At 44.3% G+C, this 16615-nt stretch carries 10 protein-coding genes and 1 pseudogene; 8 read left to right on the forward strand and 3 right to left on the reverse strand.

The window, feature by feature from the left end:
* Positions 1-2: 2 nt before the first annotated feature.
* The gene (locus ACUC6J_RS12150) at positions 3-1484 is read left to right on the forward strand and encodes a glycoside hydrolase family 32 protein (protein WP_045245376.1); all 1482 of its coding nucleotides are present in this window, start codon (positions 3-5) and stop codon (positions 1482-1484) included.
* Positions 1485-1751: 267 nt separating this feature from the next.
* Here ACUC6J_RS12150 and ACUC6J_RS12155 read toward each other — a convergent pair whose 3' ends face one another.
* Positions 1752-2765 carry a LacI family DNA-binding transcriptional regulator gene (locus ACUC6J_RS12155; protein WP_080582301.1) on the reverse strand — a complete coding sequence of 338 codons (1014 nt, stop codon included), beginning with the start codon at positions 2763-2765 and terminating at the stop codon, positions 1752-1754.
* 318 nt (positions 2766-3083) lie between these two features.
* On the opposite strand from ACUC6J_RS12155, the gene ACUC6J_RS12160 reads away from it, so the two are divergent.
* Positions 3084-4472: an MFS transporter gene (locus tag ACUC6J_RS12160; protein ID WP_019687289.1), complete on the forward strand. Its 1389-nt coding sequence runs from the start codon at positions 3084-3086 to the stop codon at positions 4470-4472.
* A 1583-nt stretch (positions 4473-6055) separates the two neighbouring features.
* Here the strand turns inward: ACUC6J_RS12160 and ACUC6J_RS12165 are convergent.
* Positions 6056-6220 carry a 3-methyl-2-oxobutanoate hydroxymethyltransferase gene (locus ACUC6J_RS12165; protein ID WP_442952196.1) on the reverse strand — a complete coding sequence of 55 codons (165 nt, stop codon included), beginning with the start codon at positions 6218-6220 and terminating at the stop codon, positions 6056-6058.
* A gap of 31 nt (positions 6221-6251) precedes the next feature.
* Positions 6252-6457 (reverse strand): annotated as a pseudogene (locus ACUC6J_RS12170) (3-methyl-2-oxobutanoate hydroxymethyltransferase); the annotation flags it as partial.
* A 452-nt stretch (positions 6458-6909) separates the two neighbouring features.
* Here ACUC6J_RS12170 and ACUC6J_RS12175 point away from each other — a divergent pair.
* The 6 genes from ACUC6J_RS12175 (at position 6910) to ACUC6J_RS12200 (ending at position 16461) form a co-directional block, all read left to right on the forward strand.
* Entirely contained in the window at positions 6910-7878 is a 969-nt protein-coding gene (locus ACUC6J_RS12175; protein WP_447250265.1) for a LacI family DNA-binding transcriptional regulator, read from the forward strand.
* A 206-nt stretch (positions 7879-8084) separates the two neighbouring features.
* Positions 8085-9038: an ABC transporter permease gene (locus tag ACUC6J_RS12180; protein ID WP_026065421.1), complete on the forward strand. Its 954-nt coding sequence runs from the start codon at positions 8085-8087 to the stop codon at positions 9036-9038.
* 13 nt (positions 9039-9051) lie between these two features.
* A complete protein-coding gene (locus ACUC6J_RS12185) occupies positions 9052-9948 on the forward strand; it encodes a carbohydrate ABC transporter permease (RefSeq protein ID WP_016820910.1) in 897 nt (298 codons plus the stop codon).
* 124 nt (positions 9949-10072) lie between these two features.
* Complete coding sequence (locus ACUC6J_RS12190; protein WP_447250266.1) at positions 10073-11698, forward strand: ABC transporter substrate-binding protein; 1626 nt, start codon at positions 10073-10075, stop codon at positions 11696-11698.
* A gap of 25 nt (positions 11699-11723) precedes the next feature.
* Positions 11724-14207 (forward strand): PfkB family carbohydrate kinase, encoded by a 2484-nt coding sequence (locus ACUC6J_RS12195; RefSeq protein ID WP_447250267.1) that lies wholly within the window; start codon positions 11724-11726, stop codon positions 14205-14207.
* Positions 14188-16461, forward strand: a complete 2274-nt coding sequence (locus ACUC6J_RS12200) for a GH32 C-terminal domain-containing protein (protein ID WP_045245385.1) — start codon at positions 14188-14190, stop codon at positions 16459-16461. Before ACUC6J_RS12195 ends, ACUC6J_RS12200 begins: the two co-directional genes overlap by 20 nt.
* Positions 16462-16615 lie beyond the last annotated feature (154 nt).

Below are 16615 nucleotides of genomic sequence, written 5' to 3' on the forward strand. Positions count from 1 at the left end.
AAATGAACACATATAATAACAATACAAAGCAAGCTGAGGAAGCATTGAAACAGGCAGAAGCAAAAATGAACAAGCGGTACCGGTTAGGTTATCATATTATGGCACCAGCAAACTGGATTAACGACCCCAATGGATTAATCCAATTTAAAGGTGAATATCACGCCTTCTATCAGCATCATCCTTATGATGAGAACTGGGGTCCAATGCATTGGGGTCACGTGAAGAGTAAAGACCTTGTACACTGGGAGCATTGTCCGATTGCATTAGCGCCTGGAGATGCATGTGACCTTGATGGCTGCTTCTCAGGAAGCGCAGTAGATAATAACGGCGAATTGACATTAATCTATACTGGCCATCACTATATTGATCAACCAAACAATATCTTTTTCCAAAATCAAAATGTGGCAGTAAGTACAGATGGCATTCATTTTACAAAACTAGGGCAGAATCCCGTAATCGCTGAACCTCCAACAGATAGCTCACAGCATTTCCGTGATCCGAAGGTATGGAAGCATGAGGATACATGGTACATGATCCTAGGTAACAGCACGAAAGAAGATCTGCCGCGTGTTATTCTATATACATCTCCTGATCTTAGAACTTGGACCTATCATGGTGTGCTTCTGCAGGGAGATAAGAATATGGGCTTCATGTGGGAGTGCCCTGATTTTTTTGAACTGAACGGTAAGCATATATTTATGTTCTCCCCGCAAGGTATTGATGCGCAAGGAGATAAGTACAATAATTTGTTCCAGACGGGATATTATGTTGGCGAATATAATTATGATAGTAATGAATATAAACATGGAGAGTTCATCGAGTTGGATAATGGTCATGACTTCTATGCGGTTCAAACTTTTCTAGATGATCAAGGTCGCCGCATTGCGATTGGTTGGATGGATATGTGGGAATCGGATATGCCGACGAAAGCAGACGGCTGGTCCGGAGCATTGACGATCCCACGTGTAATTACGCTGGGTGCCAATAATAAATTGCTGATGAACCCAGTAGAGGAAATGAAGTTGCTTCGTCAAAGCGAACATGTTTTGTACCAATATTGCGCTATTTCTGGCAGTTACTTGACGGAAGTTGAAGCGGATCTGCTTGAAGTGAAGGTCGTGTTCGACCTGACGAAGTCAAGTGCAGATCTGGTAGGCTTGAAGCTTCGCGGAACAGGTGAGGAGGAAACGGTTATCACTTATTCTATCCCGGGTCAGAAACTTATGCTTGATTGTTCTAAATCAGGCAAAAAGACGGATGGAGTACGTCAAACAGCCTTAAGTGCAGAGGGGCAGCTGACGTTACATGTATATCTGGATCGCTCATCCATTGAAATATTTGCTAATGAAGGGCAAGCTACGATGACAAGTCGCATTTATTCGAGTGAAAAACTGCTAGGCATAGAACTCGTAACGGAGGGCGGAGAGGCTCTAGTAAATGAGTTGACATACTGGAAATTAAAAGATATTTGGCAAGCTGAATAATTCGAAGAAAAGGTTGCTTTCTGAGTCCTTGTATTGACTTAGAAAGCAACCTTTTCTTATTGATAGTTAATCTGACTGCTATCGAAAAGAAAATTGAATACGAGCGAGTCTGGCAATTTAAACCGAGCCTGGTTTCTGCGTATCCCCAATCATGCCCTTTTGCGAAAAAGTCTGCAAGAGAACGTTTCCATTATTCGGCGTTGGATTCGCTGAAAAGACCCCCCCTGCCGGTTAAGCATTTCCCGCAACCCGTAGGAGCATCAAAGGTTAGGATACTCCAAGTTTTGTACTGCTGTCCCGAATTTCTAACTGATGAGATATGGACCAGTGGACAGCCGCCAATTCTTCTCCTCTAATAAGCTTAACGAGATTGCGGGCGGCGACCATGCCAAGTTCGGATGCTGAATATCGGACAGTTGACAATTTAGGCCGGATTATTGTAGCCATGTCAATGTCGTCAAATCCGAAGAAAGAGACCTGTTCAGGTATTTTCACCCCATTTTCGGCCAGAAAGTTCATAGCGCCTATGGCAACTCGGTCCGTTGCGCAGAACACCGCACTAGGCAGTGGGCCTGAATGATAAAGTTTTCTCATAGAGGTTATGCCATCTTCAACTGAAAAGCCGCTTTCCAACACACGTTCGGGGCGTACTGGCAAGTGAGCAGCCTTCAATGCCTGTTCATAGCCCAAAAAACGCTGATTGCTCACTGAAATATCCCCCGCTGGTCCCTGCAGCATCGCGATATCCTGATGACCCTGCTGTATAAGATAAGTTACCGCTTCAAAAGCAGCCGTTATGTTGTCAACATGCACGGAAGGAATGGTTTGGTCTCGGAAATCCCGTCCGACAAGGATGCAGGGAATTCCCGCCGCTTCAATGAGCGCGAATAGCGCATCCCGGATTCCGCTTACCGATATAATAATTCCGCTCGCCTGCATTTCACGGAACATATTGTAATAGTGTAATTCAGAGTCCGCGTCTCCCCCTGACAAGGCGATTATGACATCGAAGCCGTATAGATGCGCTACTTGATTGATGCCTTCAACCATGTCATCAAAAACGTTGTTTTTAATCGCGGGCAGAAGTACCCCAATCAAAGATGTATTATTCTTTACCAATGTCCGTGCTATGGCATTTGGACGGAATTGAGTGGCTTCAAGAACATCCAGAACTCGTTTGCGTATTTCACTGTTGACCGTCTGGCTATTATTGATCACTCTGGAAACTGTAGAAATGGAGACGTTGGCCATTCGAGCCACATCTTTTATAGTCATTTTCATTGTACACACCGACTTTCAAGCAAGTATTTATTTAGAAAATAGGTTCTCAAAGTGGATTGAATTTATTATATCAGTTTATTGAATTGTTTATTGAGTTTAACAAAGATTCTAGAGCAAAGAAAGCGCTTGACCTTGGTTTATAAGGAGAGTATAATCAACTCCGGAAAACGTTTTCTAGTATTTTTTGGACGAACATAGTTGTTTTTACCAATAATCGGCTGGATTCAGGGTATTTCAGCTTGTTTTTTTGATAATTAAGAAAACGTTTTCTTGGTAACCTTGAATTGTAGAGAATAACAAGGGAAAAGGAGCATGAGCATGAGAAGTTCAAGCGATATTGTTGTAAGGGGAAATGAGGCTTCAGTGCAAACCGGTTCAATTATTACGCTGAAAGAAAAAATTGGTTATGGATTCGGTGATTTTGCCAGCCAGTTGCTGTTTGCCGCCGCAATGACTTTTCTGTCCTACTTTTACACAGATGTAATCGGGATCAGCGCTGGGGTCATTGGCACTTTAATGCTAGTTGCACGCGTACTGGATGCGTTTATTGATGTCGCGATTGGGGCTTTGATCGATAAAACAAAGAGCAGACACGGGAAGGCACGTCCTTGGTTACTGTGGATGTCCGGGCCATTTGCATTGTCTGGAATTCTCTTGTTCACGGTTCCAAGTGGAAATATGACGATCACTATTCTATACATTTACGTTACCTATCTGCTGATGAACTTTATTTATTCCAGCATTAATGTCCCTTATGGTGTGCTTAATTCCATGATAACGCAGGATTCTTACCAGCGTTCTCTGCTTAATATTTTTCGTATGAGTCTGGCGAATATTGGTGCCTTGCTAATTAATTATTTCACCCTCCCGTTAGTGAAGTCATTCGGCGGCGGTCAAAAAGGGTGGATTTTCACCTTTATTATATTTGGCTTGCTCGGAACCTTCTTATTTCTTGTTACCTTCTTCAGTACCAAAGAAAGGGTTACTCCATCTGTTGTACAAAAGCCAATTCCGTTTGGACGCGCTTTTGGAGCGCTGATGCGTAATAAGTATTGGAAATTGATCCTTGGGTTTGCTGTGGTCTATTTTATAAATAACGCACTGGGCACAGGTATGAATATTTACTACGCACGTTATGTGTTAAAAGACGCCAATCTGATTGGAGTGCTCGGCATATCCTTACTGCTTCCTTCCCTGCTTGGTTATATGCTATTGCCCCCCATCGTCAAGCGGATCGGTAAACGAAATTCCTCCATTATCGGAAGTATCCTCCTTATTGTCGGGTCGCTTGTCATTGCCGTCAGTCCCACAAGTCTGATGGCGGTCTGTCTGGGACTCGTTATTAAAGCGCTTGGACATGCCGCTATTCTCGGAACCTTCTTTGCCATGTTGGCAGATACCATTGAGTATGGCGAATGGAAGACAGGGATGCGCACCGAAGGACTGGTGTACAGTGCGGGTAGTTTCGGCACAAAAGCGGGAGGCGGTTTGGGAGCGGCACTTATCGGTTGGGGGCTGGCATTGGGAGGATATGCTGGTGGACAAGCTACAATCAGTGCTACTGCGCTAGCGTCTATTCATTTCATGTTTATCTACGTTCCAATTATCTTGGCTCTCCTGCAAATCTTATTGCTGGTATTTTACAATCTAGATAAATTATTTCCGGGTATTGTCAAAGAGCTTGAATTCTTAAAAAACGCTGAATAGCTACTTGGTAAATAAGGTAGCCCATGAATGAACTCACCCTATTGTTGAAGTGACTAGCAGTAGGGCAGTTCAAGAGGGGCTGCTTTTTTCATTGAAGTAATGGGCAGTATTATTCAGTGGGAGACAAATTAAAATGGCTATTCCCCGATCGGGCATATAATTATTTACTAACTATAAGTTAGAATCTCTTCTAATCCATTTCATAAGGATTTTATCTTCATATAGGCAAGGTGGGCACCGTGATCCTTAGGTCTTTGAGTCAATGTCCATTCTATGCAGATTGACACGACCACACCACACAATGCGTTGTACTTTTAAGTATATGATTAATTAAGGAGATGCTTAATTGGTTGCCATACACTCAGCCTCGCAGAAACATCCTGTAAAGGCTGTCACAGGGGGCCGCTATAGTCGGGGAGGTCGCCGAGCACCTCAAGATAAGACCACCTGCGATCTCCAAACCCCTCAAAGTCTGGAGCGAGGAACGTACAGTAAAAGCTCAATGTGGGACTCTCCCCTTTGAAATATGTTGGATATATTGATGCGTCGATAGATGCAATCAAGAAGATAGAATTGTTCGATTATTGAATATTTGGATAGCGGCTAACCAATATGGAATAGACGTAACCAGTATAATTGAACGTTTTTAAAACAGACATTGCTCAATCAGGGTATTATAGTGATCGTTTTAAACATTTGATATATTTACTGGTAAGTTATCACACACTAAATAATGAGACTTTGCAGCTACATTAAGCCAGGGAAGAGTTATGTAGTGCAACTATGTGGAAGAGGATATAGTGATACACGGCGACCAAGTAAAGGAGAAGACATCAAGGTTAAAGGAACTTAATCCTTTCGGAGCAGTATATTGTAATCGATAGTTCCTTTAGGTAGAGCATAACTAAATAGGTGGGTGGGGAAACAATGAAGAAAATAATAATTTGTTCTCGATTTTAACTTTAGCTAGGGTAGGTATTGTAGGTACAGGTGCAGCTTCAGAAAATAAAACTAATGGAAATAAGATAATTTCTCAAAAATCGGGGGAAGTGCAACAGTAAGAGAAGCATTTAGTGTCCCTAAAGGCTGGGGTCATGTTAAACTTTGTATAAAGAACCATTCTGATCATCCAGTAAAGGTAAGTTTAACTCACGGCGGTTAAAACAAACTATATATTAAAGTATTAGTAATCGCTCCCCACGACATAGTGACTTGGAAATCTACTGACCAAGGTTTTAGCGACGCTTTGCGATCTGGGGACTACATACCTCAATGGAGAGGCAGCAGTGATTATAAAGTTGACGGGGAAACATGGGGAGTAGCTGGCTCAAAGTCTGAAAATGAATAGATGCTAATAAGTGCTTCTGAATCAGTGTAAACCCGGATAAAACGGGGATATGCAAAAAAACAAAACAAGGGGCGAAAAGAATTAGATCGGAATCTCCCGTGAATTTATAGAGCTCTCAGTAACAAGATTCTATACCAAGCCTGGGGACTTAATAATCAAGCGGATTAAATTAAACCGAGACAGTTACTTTAATTCTCGGATGATGTCGATAGTTCAAAACTCAAAATCTTCAAATTTATAAGTCGAGGCAACTTTGTATAACATAATAAAGGCACAAAAATGGATTTAACGATTGATATTGTTGGACAAACTTAGCAACTCGCTCAACACCATAACCCAAAATATCATGATATACGAGAACTTGGGCATCTACATTTACCCCAGCACCGATGCCAATCACCGGGATCGAAAGGACCTATATGTTCGATAACTACTGCTTTGGTATGATGAATCATATCTTCGAGTGTCACTGGGATAGTTGAATCGTAACCAAGAACCACCATTCCAAGCGAATCCCCAACCAAGATGACGTCAACACCGGCTTGTTCTGCAAGCTTTGCAGACGGATAGTCATAGTTAACATGACGATCTTTTCATTGTTTTGCTTCATTTTCATAAAATCTGTCGTTTGCTTCAAATTAACTCCTCCAAGAACGCTCCCGAGCCTTCGCTTGGGCTACGTCCATCTCGTTATATTCAATTTCCAATTAATAATTTAAGAACATACGCGAGTAGCATGTAGTTCTTTAAAAAGATCCATAAATTAATCTAAGCACTAAGAAAATACTTTATTTTTTGCTAACATCAAGAAGGCCTTTGCTTTCGAGGCTTTAAGAAAGGTTCGCGTTCTATTACCTTTTACAGAGAGACTTCAGAAAGGAAGTACCCGGACTCGTCTTTCTAACGGACATCACCTATTTACCCTATGGCAGCTCTGTCACTTGGCTTATCATGTTTCTGACCAGTTTACACTTGATTTAGCTACATGCGGGCTAGGCAATAAAAAAGTCGAAAAAAGTGCTTCAAAAATTATTGAAACGTTTCCAATTTCGTGCTATTATGATTTTCATAAGAGAGAGGGGGGGCTAAATGCCAAGTATTAAAGATGTAGCTAACCTGGCTGGCGTAGCTGTGGGAACTGTTTCCCGTGTTATTAACAACTCGGGCTCTGTAAAACCAAATACACGCCAAAAAGTGGAAAAAGCTATACAAGAATTGAATTATATCCCTAATGAAGTCGCTCGAAATTTTAAGATGAGGAAATCCAAGATGGTAGCCTTGCTGCTTCCAAGTATCTGGAATCCTTTTTTTTCTGAACTGGCTTACTACATTGAGGATGAGTTGGATCGGGAAGGCTTTAAGCTCATGCTATGTAATAGCGGTGGTAAGCCCGAAAAGGAACTGTATTATCTAGATATGCTACGGCAAAATAAAGTGGCTGGTATTATCGGCATTACTTACAATGATATTGAGAATAGCGTAAGCAATGACATTCCGATTGTAAGTATTGACAGACACTTTAGCAAAAAAATTACCTGTGTGACCTCGGATAATTATAAGGGAGGGCGTATGGCTTTAAGGGAACTTATTAAAGCGGGAGCCCAGAGACCGGCTTTTATAGGAAGTGTAACTTCCGTATTTAGTGAAACCATGAATCGAAGAAAAGGTTTCATTGATGAGGCGAAAAAATTAGGTGTCGACTATGTGATATACGAGAAACCAGACCCTATTGTGAACGACGATGCCTATTTTAGCGAATTTCTACATAAGTATCAGGATGTGGACGGCATTTTCGCTATTACCGATATGTTAGCCGCCAAATATATAGAAAGAGTAGGCAAGCAGGGTATTCGCGTTCCAGAGGATGTAAAGGTCATCGGTTACGACGGCATTCAGAATCATCCTTATTTTCATCCGATATTGTCCACAATCAGGCAGCCAGTGGAGGAAATGGCACGTATGACAATCAGACTGCTGTATCAGAAGATGGATGGTATAACTTTAGATCAGCAAGTGTATTGTCTCCCCGTTATCTTCAGGCAAGGCGAAACTACATGATCTTAATTGTAAAGATATTAGCGCATTCAGTTGGATCATAGTTTGGATCTGCAAACTCGGCATTTTTTTATAATAAATTGGAAACGTTTCATTTGGAGATCAAAGGAATAAGTCTGGATCAACAGATGCTTCGTCTTCCCGTTTTTTTAAAGTAAATTGGAAACGTTTCAAAAATGAAAATATCCGATGTCAAGAAAGGGAGTGTAATGGTGAATACAAGAATTAGCGAGTTAGATCATTCTACGATCAAGCCAAATCGCAAAATATGGAACCAGATCAAACGTGATTATGAACTGTATTTGTTTTTGCTGCCAATCATTATTATTTATCTCGTATTTAAATACTATCCGATGTATGGAATACAAATTGCATTTAAGGATTTTTCACCAAGTCGGGGAATCTGGGGAAGCGAGTGGGTAGGCTTTAAGCACTTTATTGATTTTTTCGATTCCTATAACTTCTGGACGATCATGACTAATACGCTTACACTCAGTGCTCTATCGCTTGTATTTAGCTTCCCAGCTCCGATTATTATAGCGATTATGCTCAATCAGATGCTGGCCAAGAGATACAAGAAAATTGTACAGACTGTAATTTATGCACCGCACTTTATTTCTACCGTAGTGCTCGTTGGTATGCTTAATGTTTTTCTGTCTCCAAACAGCGGAATTGTGAATCACATCATCACTTGGTTTGGAGGGGACCCCATTATGTTTTTGGCCGACGAAGGGTGGTTCCGTCCTTTGTATATATTATCAGGGGTTTGGCAAGAGACAGGTTTTGCTACCATCATTTACCTTGCAGCTCTGGCAGGGGTCAATCCGGAATTGCATGAAGCGGCGATCATGGATGGAGCAAGCAAATGGAAGCGCGTAATGCATGTGGATATTCCAAGCATTTTGCCGACGATCGTCATCTTATTGATTCTCGCACTCGGCAACATTATGGGCATCGGTTTTGAAAAGGCTTTCCTTATGCAGAACGATTTGAATTATGCCACCTCCAATATTATTCCGACCTATGTTTATGAAATTGGGATTCAAAAAGCACAATACAGCTTTTCTACAGCAGTTGGCCTGTTTAATTCAGTTGTAAATATTATCCTGATAGTCACCGTCAACCGGATCGCAAAAAAATTGACGGAAACCAGCCTGTGGTAAGGGGGAGATCAATTTGAATCAATTATTAAAGAGAAAAAGTAAGGGAGACTTATGGTTTGACATCATCAACTACGTCATGCTGACCATAGTTATGTTGCTTGTATTATTCCCGCTGTATTTTGTATTGATTGCTTCACTCAGTGACCCCAATCTCATCTACTCAGGTGAAGTATGGTTTTTTCCAAAGGGTTTTACGCTGGATGGATACGGGCGAATATTCAGCGATTCATCTATATGGATTGGATATGCCAATTCGATCTTATATGCGAGTCTAGGAACATTAATCGGAGTTGCCGTGACCGTATGTGCAGCTTACCCGTTAGCTCGTAAAGGAATGGCAGGAAAGTCGGTGATAATGTGGTTTTTACTGATCTCCATGTTTTTTAGTGGGGGGTTGATCCCGACCTATTTGCTGATTAAAGATCTTCACATGCTGAATACGATCTGGGCACTGGTTATTCCTGGAGCAGGAGGTGTGTTCAATGTCATTATCGTAAGGACTTTTTTTCAGTCGACCATCCCTGATGAAATGTGGGAGGCCGCTTCCATTGATGGTTGTTCCAATACCAGATTTTTTTGGAGCATCGTATTACCTTTGTCTAAGTCCGTTATAGCCGTAATGGTACTGTATCATGTTGTCGGGTTCTGGAATGGTTTCTTTGACGCTTTGATTTACTTGAACGATGAAAGCAAGTATCCATTACAACTGGTCCTTCGCAACATTCTTGTCCAGAATCAGGCCAACTCGAGCATGATGATCGACGTGGAATCCTACGCAGCGAAGATGCGCGTTACAGAGCTTATCAAATATGGTGTCATCATGGTATCCAGCCTACCGTTGCTGATTTTGTATCCTTTCCTGCAAAAATACTTTGTTAAAGGCGTGATGATCGGCTCGATCAAAGGCTAACATTGTCAGGGTGCCTGAAAGGGGGAATGTGCAACAGAATACCTAAATTCAGCATTCAGACAAGTAAATAACAAGGACAAGGGAAGTTCTCAGCTTGTGGACTGACATAAGGAGGTTATGTACGATGAAATTATTCAAAAGGGCTGGAATTCTAATGCTGGCTGGAGTGTTTGCTCTTAGCGGATGTTCGGGAGGCGGTGGCGAATCAAAAAATCAGACGGTGAATCCGGATCAGGATGCGAATTTTAATAAAACCGGTCTTCCGATTGTTAAAGAAGCGGTGACATTAAAGATGGTATCCCCAAAAGCTGCTTTAGCGCCAGATTACTCAAAGATGGAAATATTTAAGCGGCTGGAAAAACAAACAAACATAAAAATTGATTGGGGAAACATTCCAGACACTGACTTTGCAGAGAAGAAAAATTTGTTGTTGGCCAGCGGAGATTTGCCAGATGCCTTTTACGGAGCCGGATTCACAGATTACGAGCTAATCAATTACGGTAAAGACGGAACCATTATTCCGCTGGAGAATTTGATTGATAAATATGCGCCTAATTTGAAAGCGCTTCTCGATCGTCGGCCTGACATTAAACTAGCCATCACAGCACCAGACGGTCACATCTATGGGCTGCCGTCGTGGGAAGAGAATAAGCTCGATACCAACCCCTTCTTTCACGTCATCAATAAAAATTGGCTCGATAAATTGGGTTTAAAAGTACCTCAAACGTTGGACGAATACACGCAGGCTTTGATTGCCTTTAAAACGAAGGATCCGAACGGCAATGGCAAGGCTGATGAAATCCCATTAAGCTTTATGCACATGCAGTGGTGTAGTGACATTGCTGGCATATTCGGAGCTTTCGGTCTTCCGGATAATTTGGAACATCGGATCGTCCGCGAAGGTAAAGTGATCTTTACCGCTTCGCAACCTCAATTTAAGGAAGCATTAAAATATATTCATGATAACTGGTATAAGCAGGGGCTGATTGACCCTGAATCGTTTACCCAGGATGCCGCTCAGTATTTAGCAAAAGGCAAAACACCAGATGAAACGCTCGGCTCCTACGTTTGGTGGGAAGTCGAAGAAGTTGTCGGACAGGAGCGTAGTAAGGATTATGCTCTGCTGCCCCCGCTTAAAGGCCCAAATGGAGATCAAATGATTGGTCGCAACAACGGCGGAGGACCGGGACGAGGTAGCTTCGTGATTACAAAGGAGAACCGTTATCCGGCAATGACGATGCGTTGGATCGATCAACAGTATGACCCTTACATGGCGGCTCAAATTCACTGGGGTCCGTTGGATGTCGTATTCAAGAAGGACGAAAAAGGAAAATTGGTGAACCTGCCGCTTCCCAAGGGAGTCTCCGCAGGTGAATTCCGTCAAAAAGTGGCTCCAGGCACAGGGAATCCGGGCGTCATTACTTTCGATGACTTCGGAAAAGTTGTTGATATGGAACCCCGAGCTCAGAAGCGTGCTGAGTATTTGGAGAAATATTACACTCCATATATGAAAAAGGAAAACTATCCGAGCATCTTCTTTGAACCGGATGAACTAGATAAAATCAATCGGATTGAGCCTGAACTTATTAAATATGTAAATACCCAAAGAGGCAAGTTCATCGTCGATGGCGAGGTAGACGAAAAGTGGGACAGCTATGTGAAGACACTCGAGAAGATGGGGCTGAACGAATTAATGGAGATCTATCAAAAAGGGCTGGACCGTTATAATGCAAATTTAATAAATAAATAATCAAACGATAGGTGGGGAGAAAACTGTGCTTGATGTAATAACCATTGGGGAAGTATTGATAGACTTTACGCCATCAGGTCGTACAGCGGGAGGCAATGGGCAGTTTGAATGCAATCCTGGAGGGGCTCCGGCTAACGTAGCAGCTGCTCTATCCCGTTTAGGAGCTAGAGCGACGTTGATTAGCAAAGTTGGGGATGATCAATTCGGTTCCTTGCTGCACGATACCTTGATGAACGGTGGCATCGACGTGTCTGCGCTTACGTTTACAGATGAAGCCAATACAACGCTGGCATTTGTTCATCTGGATGACAACGGAGACCGATCGTTCAGCTTCTACCGGAAACCAGGAGCGGATACATACTTGCGCACGCAGGATGTCCCGTTCGATAGGATTGAAAACTGCCATGCACTGCACTTTGGTTCTTTGTCGATGACCCATGAGCCGGCCCGTACGGCAACAAGAGCGGCAGTTGTGAAGGCTAAAGAGGCAGGAGTCCTGCTTTCATTCGATCCGAATATCCGGTTTGCTTTATGGGAGAGTAAAGAGGAAGCGAAACAGAATATCCTTTGGGGCATGAAGTATACCGACATCCTGAAAATATCGGAAGATGAGCTCCACTTTATAACGGGTACAACTGATGTGGAAAAAGGCTCGCTAGAGCTGCAACAGCAATTCGGCATCGCTGGGATCTTCGTAACTTTAGCGGAAAAAGGCTGCTATTTCCGATTAGCGGGTCATGACGGATATGTGCCGGGTTTTCAAGTAGAGGCCATTGATACGACAGGAGCCGGCGACGCTTTTCTGGGCTGCTTGTTATATAAGATACTGAATGCTGGTATTTCTTTGAATCAGCTGACCAAACAGCAAATCATCGGTATGCTAACTTTTGCTAATGCCGGTGGTGCATTAGTAACCACACGGAAAGGGGCTCTTCAATCTATGCCGACGACAGATGAAATTACCCAGATAATCGAGACAAATAAACAGCACGATGATGATAGATTTAGGCCGGGTTTTCATTTTTCACCTCACTCCCACTGGTTGAATGATCCCAACGGATTAGTCTATTACGAAGGAGTCTATCATCTGTTTTATCAACACCATCCTTATAGTAACCAATGGGGACCAATGCATTGGGGTCATGCTGTAAGCCAAGACCTGGTTCATTGGGAGCATATGCCTATCGCTCTGTTCCCGGATGAGCACGGCGCTATTTTCTCCGGTTGCTGTGTGGTTGACTGGAATAATAGCAGCGGACTGTTCGATGGTTCCCATGGATTGATCGCACTCTTCACTCATGCAGACAGCTGTCCGGAGACCGGACAACCTCGCCAGCGGCAAAGCCTAGCTTACAGCAGCGATAAAGGCCGAACTTGGCACAAATATGAGGGGAACCCAATACTCGACGAGCATGATCTGGTCGACTTCCGGGACCCCAAGGTGTTCTGGCATTCGCCAAGTGAATGCTGGATTATGGCTCTTGTCGCTGGAGACCACGTTCGGTTTTATCGTTCCGACAATTTACGTGAATGGTCGTTGTCAGGCGAATTCGGAAAGAGTGAAGGCTCGCATGACGGAGTTTGGGAATGCCCTGATCTCTTTGAATTATCGGTTGATGACAGCGGACATTCCAAATGGGTACTTATCATAAGCATCGGAGATAATCCCAACTGTCCGGAAGGCTCACGCACGCAATACTTTATCGGAGAGTTCGACGGAAATACGTTCATCAATGACCATCCGGCCGATCATATCCTGTGGCTGGATTTTGGCCGGGACAATTATGCGGGGGTCACCTGGTCGGATATAGCTGAGCAGGATGGACGGCGTGTGATCATCGGATGGATGAGCAACTGGAAATATGCTAACCAAACGCCTACCGGGGCCTGGAGAGGCACAATGACTCTGCCTCGCGTCTTGTCATTGACCAGCCGAGACGAGGGCGTAGTTCTGACCCAAATGCCTGTTCGGGAAATAGAGCAGCTGCGGAAAGGAACGCTCTGCTGGAATGAGGTTAAGGTTAAGCCAGCGGTGCCGTTTACGCAAAAAATGAATGATGTTCTGCTTGAAATTGAAGCGGATATCGACATTCGTTCCAGGGACGAGGTTCATATTAAAATGAAGTCCTCTGGGCAAAGTGAGACTATTATCGGATATGACCCTGTGCGCCAATGGCTATTCATCGATCGTTCGAAATCGGGCCTGACTGATTTCCACCCATCGTTTGCGTGCAAGCACGGTGCTAGAATGGTTTCGGAGAATGGGAAGATCAAACTGCATATTTGGCTGGATCGCAACGCGGTTGAAGTGTACGCGAATGAGGGCTTGGTTGCACTGACGGATCAAATATTCCCTGATGCTCCGATGGATCGAATTGAGATAAGTGCGAAATCAGGGGAAGTTATGGTGAACTCGTTTTATATGCATGCTCTTAACTCCATTCATATTCCCAATGGTCCAACGGAGCAAACACAAGGAGGGTTGAAGTATGAGCCATGCAACCGATAATCGGGGATTGATCATGTATTGGGCCTTCAATGAAGGAACCGGTACAAGAGCTCTGGAGAGCGTATCCCAAGTCCAGGATAAAATCCAGTACGTATTTAACCAAGCGGAGTTTACTAAACCTTGCCCTCCACGGTGGAGACAGGGGGTAATTGGAAATGGGCTTCTGTTCGATGGTTATTCGACTTACATTGCGCATTCGTTCGATGAGGGAAATCAAAACACCGAGCCAGAGTATCGATCAGCGTTAAGCATAGGAGTATGGGTAGCCCCACGCTCCTATGAATGGGGGGATGATGGCAAATTGTCCGCCATCGCGAACCGCTACAACCTGGATCGCAAGCAGGGTTATCTGCTCGGCATGTTCCGTCACGGTTCCTGGTCCTTCCAAGTCGGGCTGGAAGGAGGGGACTGGAAGGAACTTTGGTCGCCAGACGGCCATGAACTGCCGAAGAATGAATGGTCATACGTGAATGCTGTGTTCGATGGGAACCAAGGGGAAATCAAGCTGTATTTGAACGGCAGTGAAATCGCATCAGCTGCCGTGCCTCGTGGTTCCCGCCTAGCTGAGGCGGCGGACACGGATCTTCTGATTGGCAAGAATAACCATAGCAGCCTGCTGGCGGAAGTGTTCAGCCTGCACATGTTTAGCGGTATCATTGATGAACTCAAGATTTATAATCGGGCGCTGAGCGCGGAAGAAGTGGCCGCTTCTTATCGTTATGTGCTGGATACCTTTCATGAAGGTATCCAGCCGCAATTAAACTATGACGAGATCAAGCTAGACCGAACGCCACTGCTACTTGATCGGCACAGACCGCAATATCATGTTAGCCCGCCGGCCCATTGGATGAACGAACCCCATGCACCGATTTATTTTGACGGGCAATATCATTTGTTCTATCAGCATAATCCGCAGGGACCGTTCTTTCATCAGATCCATTGGGGGCATTGGGTAAGTCAGGATTTGGTGCATTGGCGTGATCTACCCGTGGCCCTGGCGCCCGAAAAGGATCAGCTCGCACCGGACGGGATCTGGTCGGGAAGCGCAACTTATGATGCTGACGGACTTCCTGTCTTGTTCTTTACGGCAGGTAATGACAGCGCCTCTCCGAATCAGAGCGTAGCGCTTGCCCGAAGTACTTATACCCTTGACGGAAACCCGGATCTGGTTCAGTGGGTCAAACATCCAGAGCCGTTGATCGTGCAGAAGAAGGGAATGGGCGCATTTGGGGATTTCCGAGATCCATTCGTATGGAAGGACGATGACGGTTGGTATGCTCTGGTCGGGTCCGGAATCGAAGGAGGAGCAGCACTGGCATTTGCGTCACAGGATATGCTGAATTGGACGTATAAAGGGCCGTTTTTTAAAGCAGATATTCAGAAGTTTCCTTACCTTGGACCCATCTGGGAGCTCCCTGTGCTTCTTCCCCTTGGCAGGGACAAGCAGGGGGTGAACAAACATCTCCTGCTTGTTAGCCCTGTGGGGAAGGAAGCGGATGTCGAGGTGTTCTATTGGATCGGACAACTTGACAAGCAAAATCTTTCGTTCATCCCCGATCAAGATGAGCCTCAATTGATTGATGTCGGGGACTTCCATTTTACCGGACCGAGCGGAATGGTTGATCCGAAGACCGGCAGAAATATCGTCTTTACGATAGCCCAAGGCGACCGGACGTCCGAGATGGAATATAAGTCGGGTTGGGCTCATAACGGAGGCTTGCCGTTAAGCGTGTATTTGAGGGATGACGGGCGTCTGGGAATAGAGCCGATTCAGGAGCTTCAATCGCTGCGTGGCCCTAAGCGGCTATCGCTTCGGGACCAGTCATTGGCTGAAAGTAATGTGCAGCTTAGGAATGTTCATGGTGACATGCTTGAGATTCAATTGGAATTGGAGCCCAGCAGCGCCAAAAAATTCGGAATCAAGGTCCGTTGTACGCCGGACGGAGAGGAAGAAACTCTGCTGTATTATGATTGGAATCAAACGATGCTCTTGGTCGACCGGTCGAAAACGACGCTGCACCCGGGAGAAAAGTGCGGAGGGGTTCAAGGCGGAAAGTTGGAGCTACTTGGGGAGAATCTGAAGCTCCACATTTATTTGGACCGCTCCATGGTCGAAGCCTATGCAAACGGATTGAAAAGCCTGACAACCCGGGTATATCCGAGCCGTATGGATGCTTTGGGACTCGAGATTTGGGGAGATGGAGAACCGTTTGTTAAATCCTTGGATATATGGGATATGCAGTCCATTTGGTAAGACGGTTGTTTAGGCGCTCCTTACGAATGGGGTATGCACAAATGATCAAGAAACTTTGCATTCCTCCGTTTGGAAACGTTTCATTCATATTCTCCCTTCTTCATGACTATTCATCTTTGTACAAGGAGAGCATTTCGAAATGAGGTATCGATGT

The sequence above is a fragment of the Paenibacillus sp. JJ1683 genome (assembly GCF_053006485.1).

Coding starts and splice junctions, on each gene's coding strand:
- ACUC6J_RS12150 (WP_045245376.1), top strand. CDS start 3: ATGAACACATATAATAACAATACAAAGCAAGCTGAGGAAGCATTGAAA.
- ACUC6J_RS12155 (WP_080582301.1), bottom strand. CDS start 2,765: ATGAAAATGACTATAAAAGATGTGGCTCGAATGGCCAACGTCTCCATT.
- ACUC6J_RS12160 (WP_019687289.1), top strand. CDS start 3,084: ATGAGAAGTTCAAGCGATATTGTTGTAAGGGGAAATGAGGCTTCAGTG.
- ACUC6J_RS12175 (WP_447250265.1), top strand. CDS start 6,910: ATGCCAAGTATTAAAGATGTAGCTAACCTGGCTGGCGTAGCTGTGGGA.
- ACUC6J_RS12180 (WP_026065421.1), top strand. CDS start 8,085: ATGGTGAATACAAGAATTAGCGAGTTAGATCATTCTACGATCAAGCCA.
- ACUC6J_RS12190 (WP_447250266.1), top strand. CDS start 10,073: ATGAAATTATTCAAAAGGGCTGGAATTCTAATGCTGGCTGGAGTGTTT.
- ACUC6J_RS12200 (WP_045245385.1), top strand. CDS start 14,188: ATGAGCCATGCAACCGATAATCGGGGATTGATCATGTATTGGGCCTTC.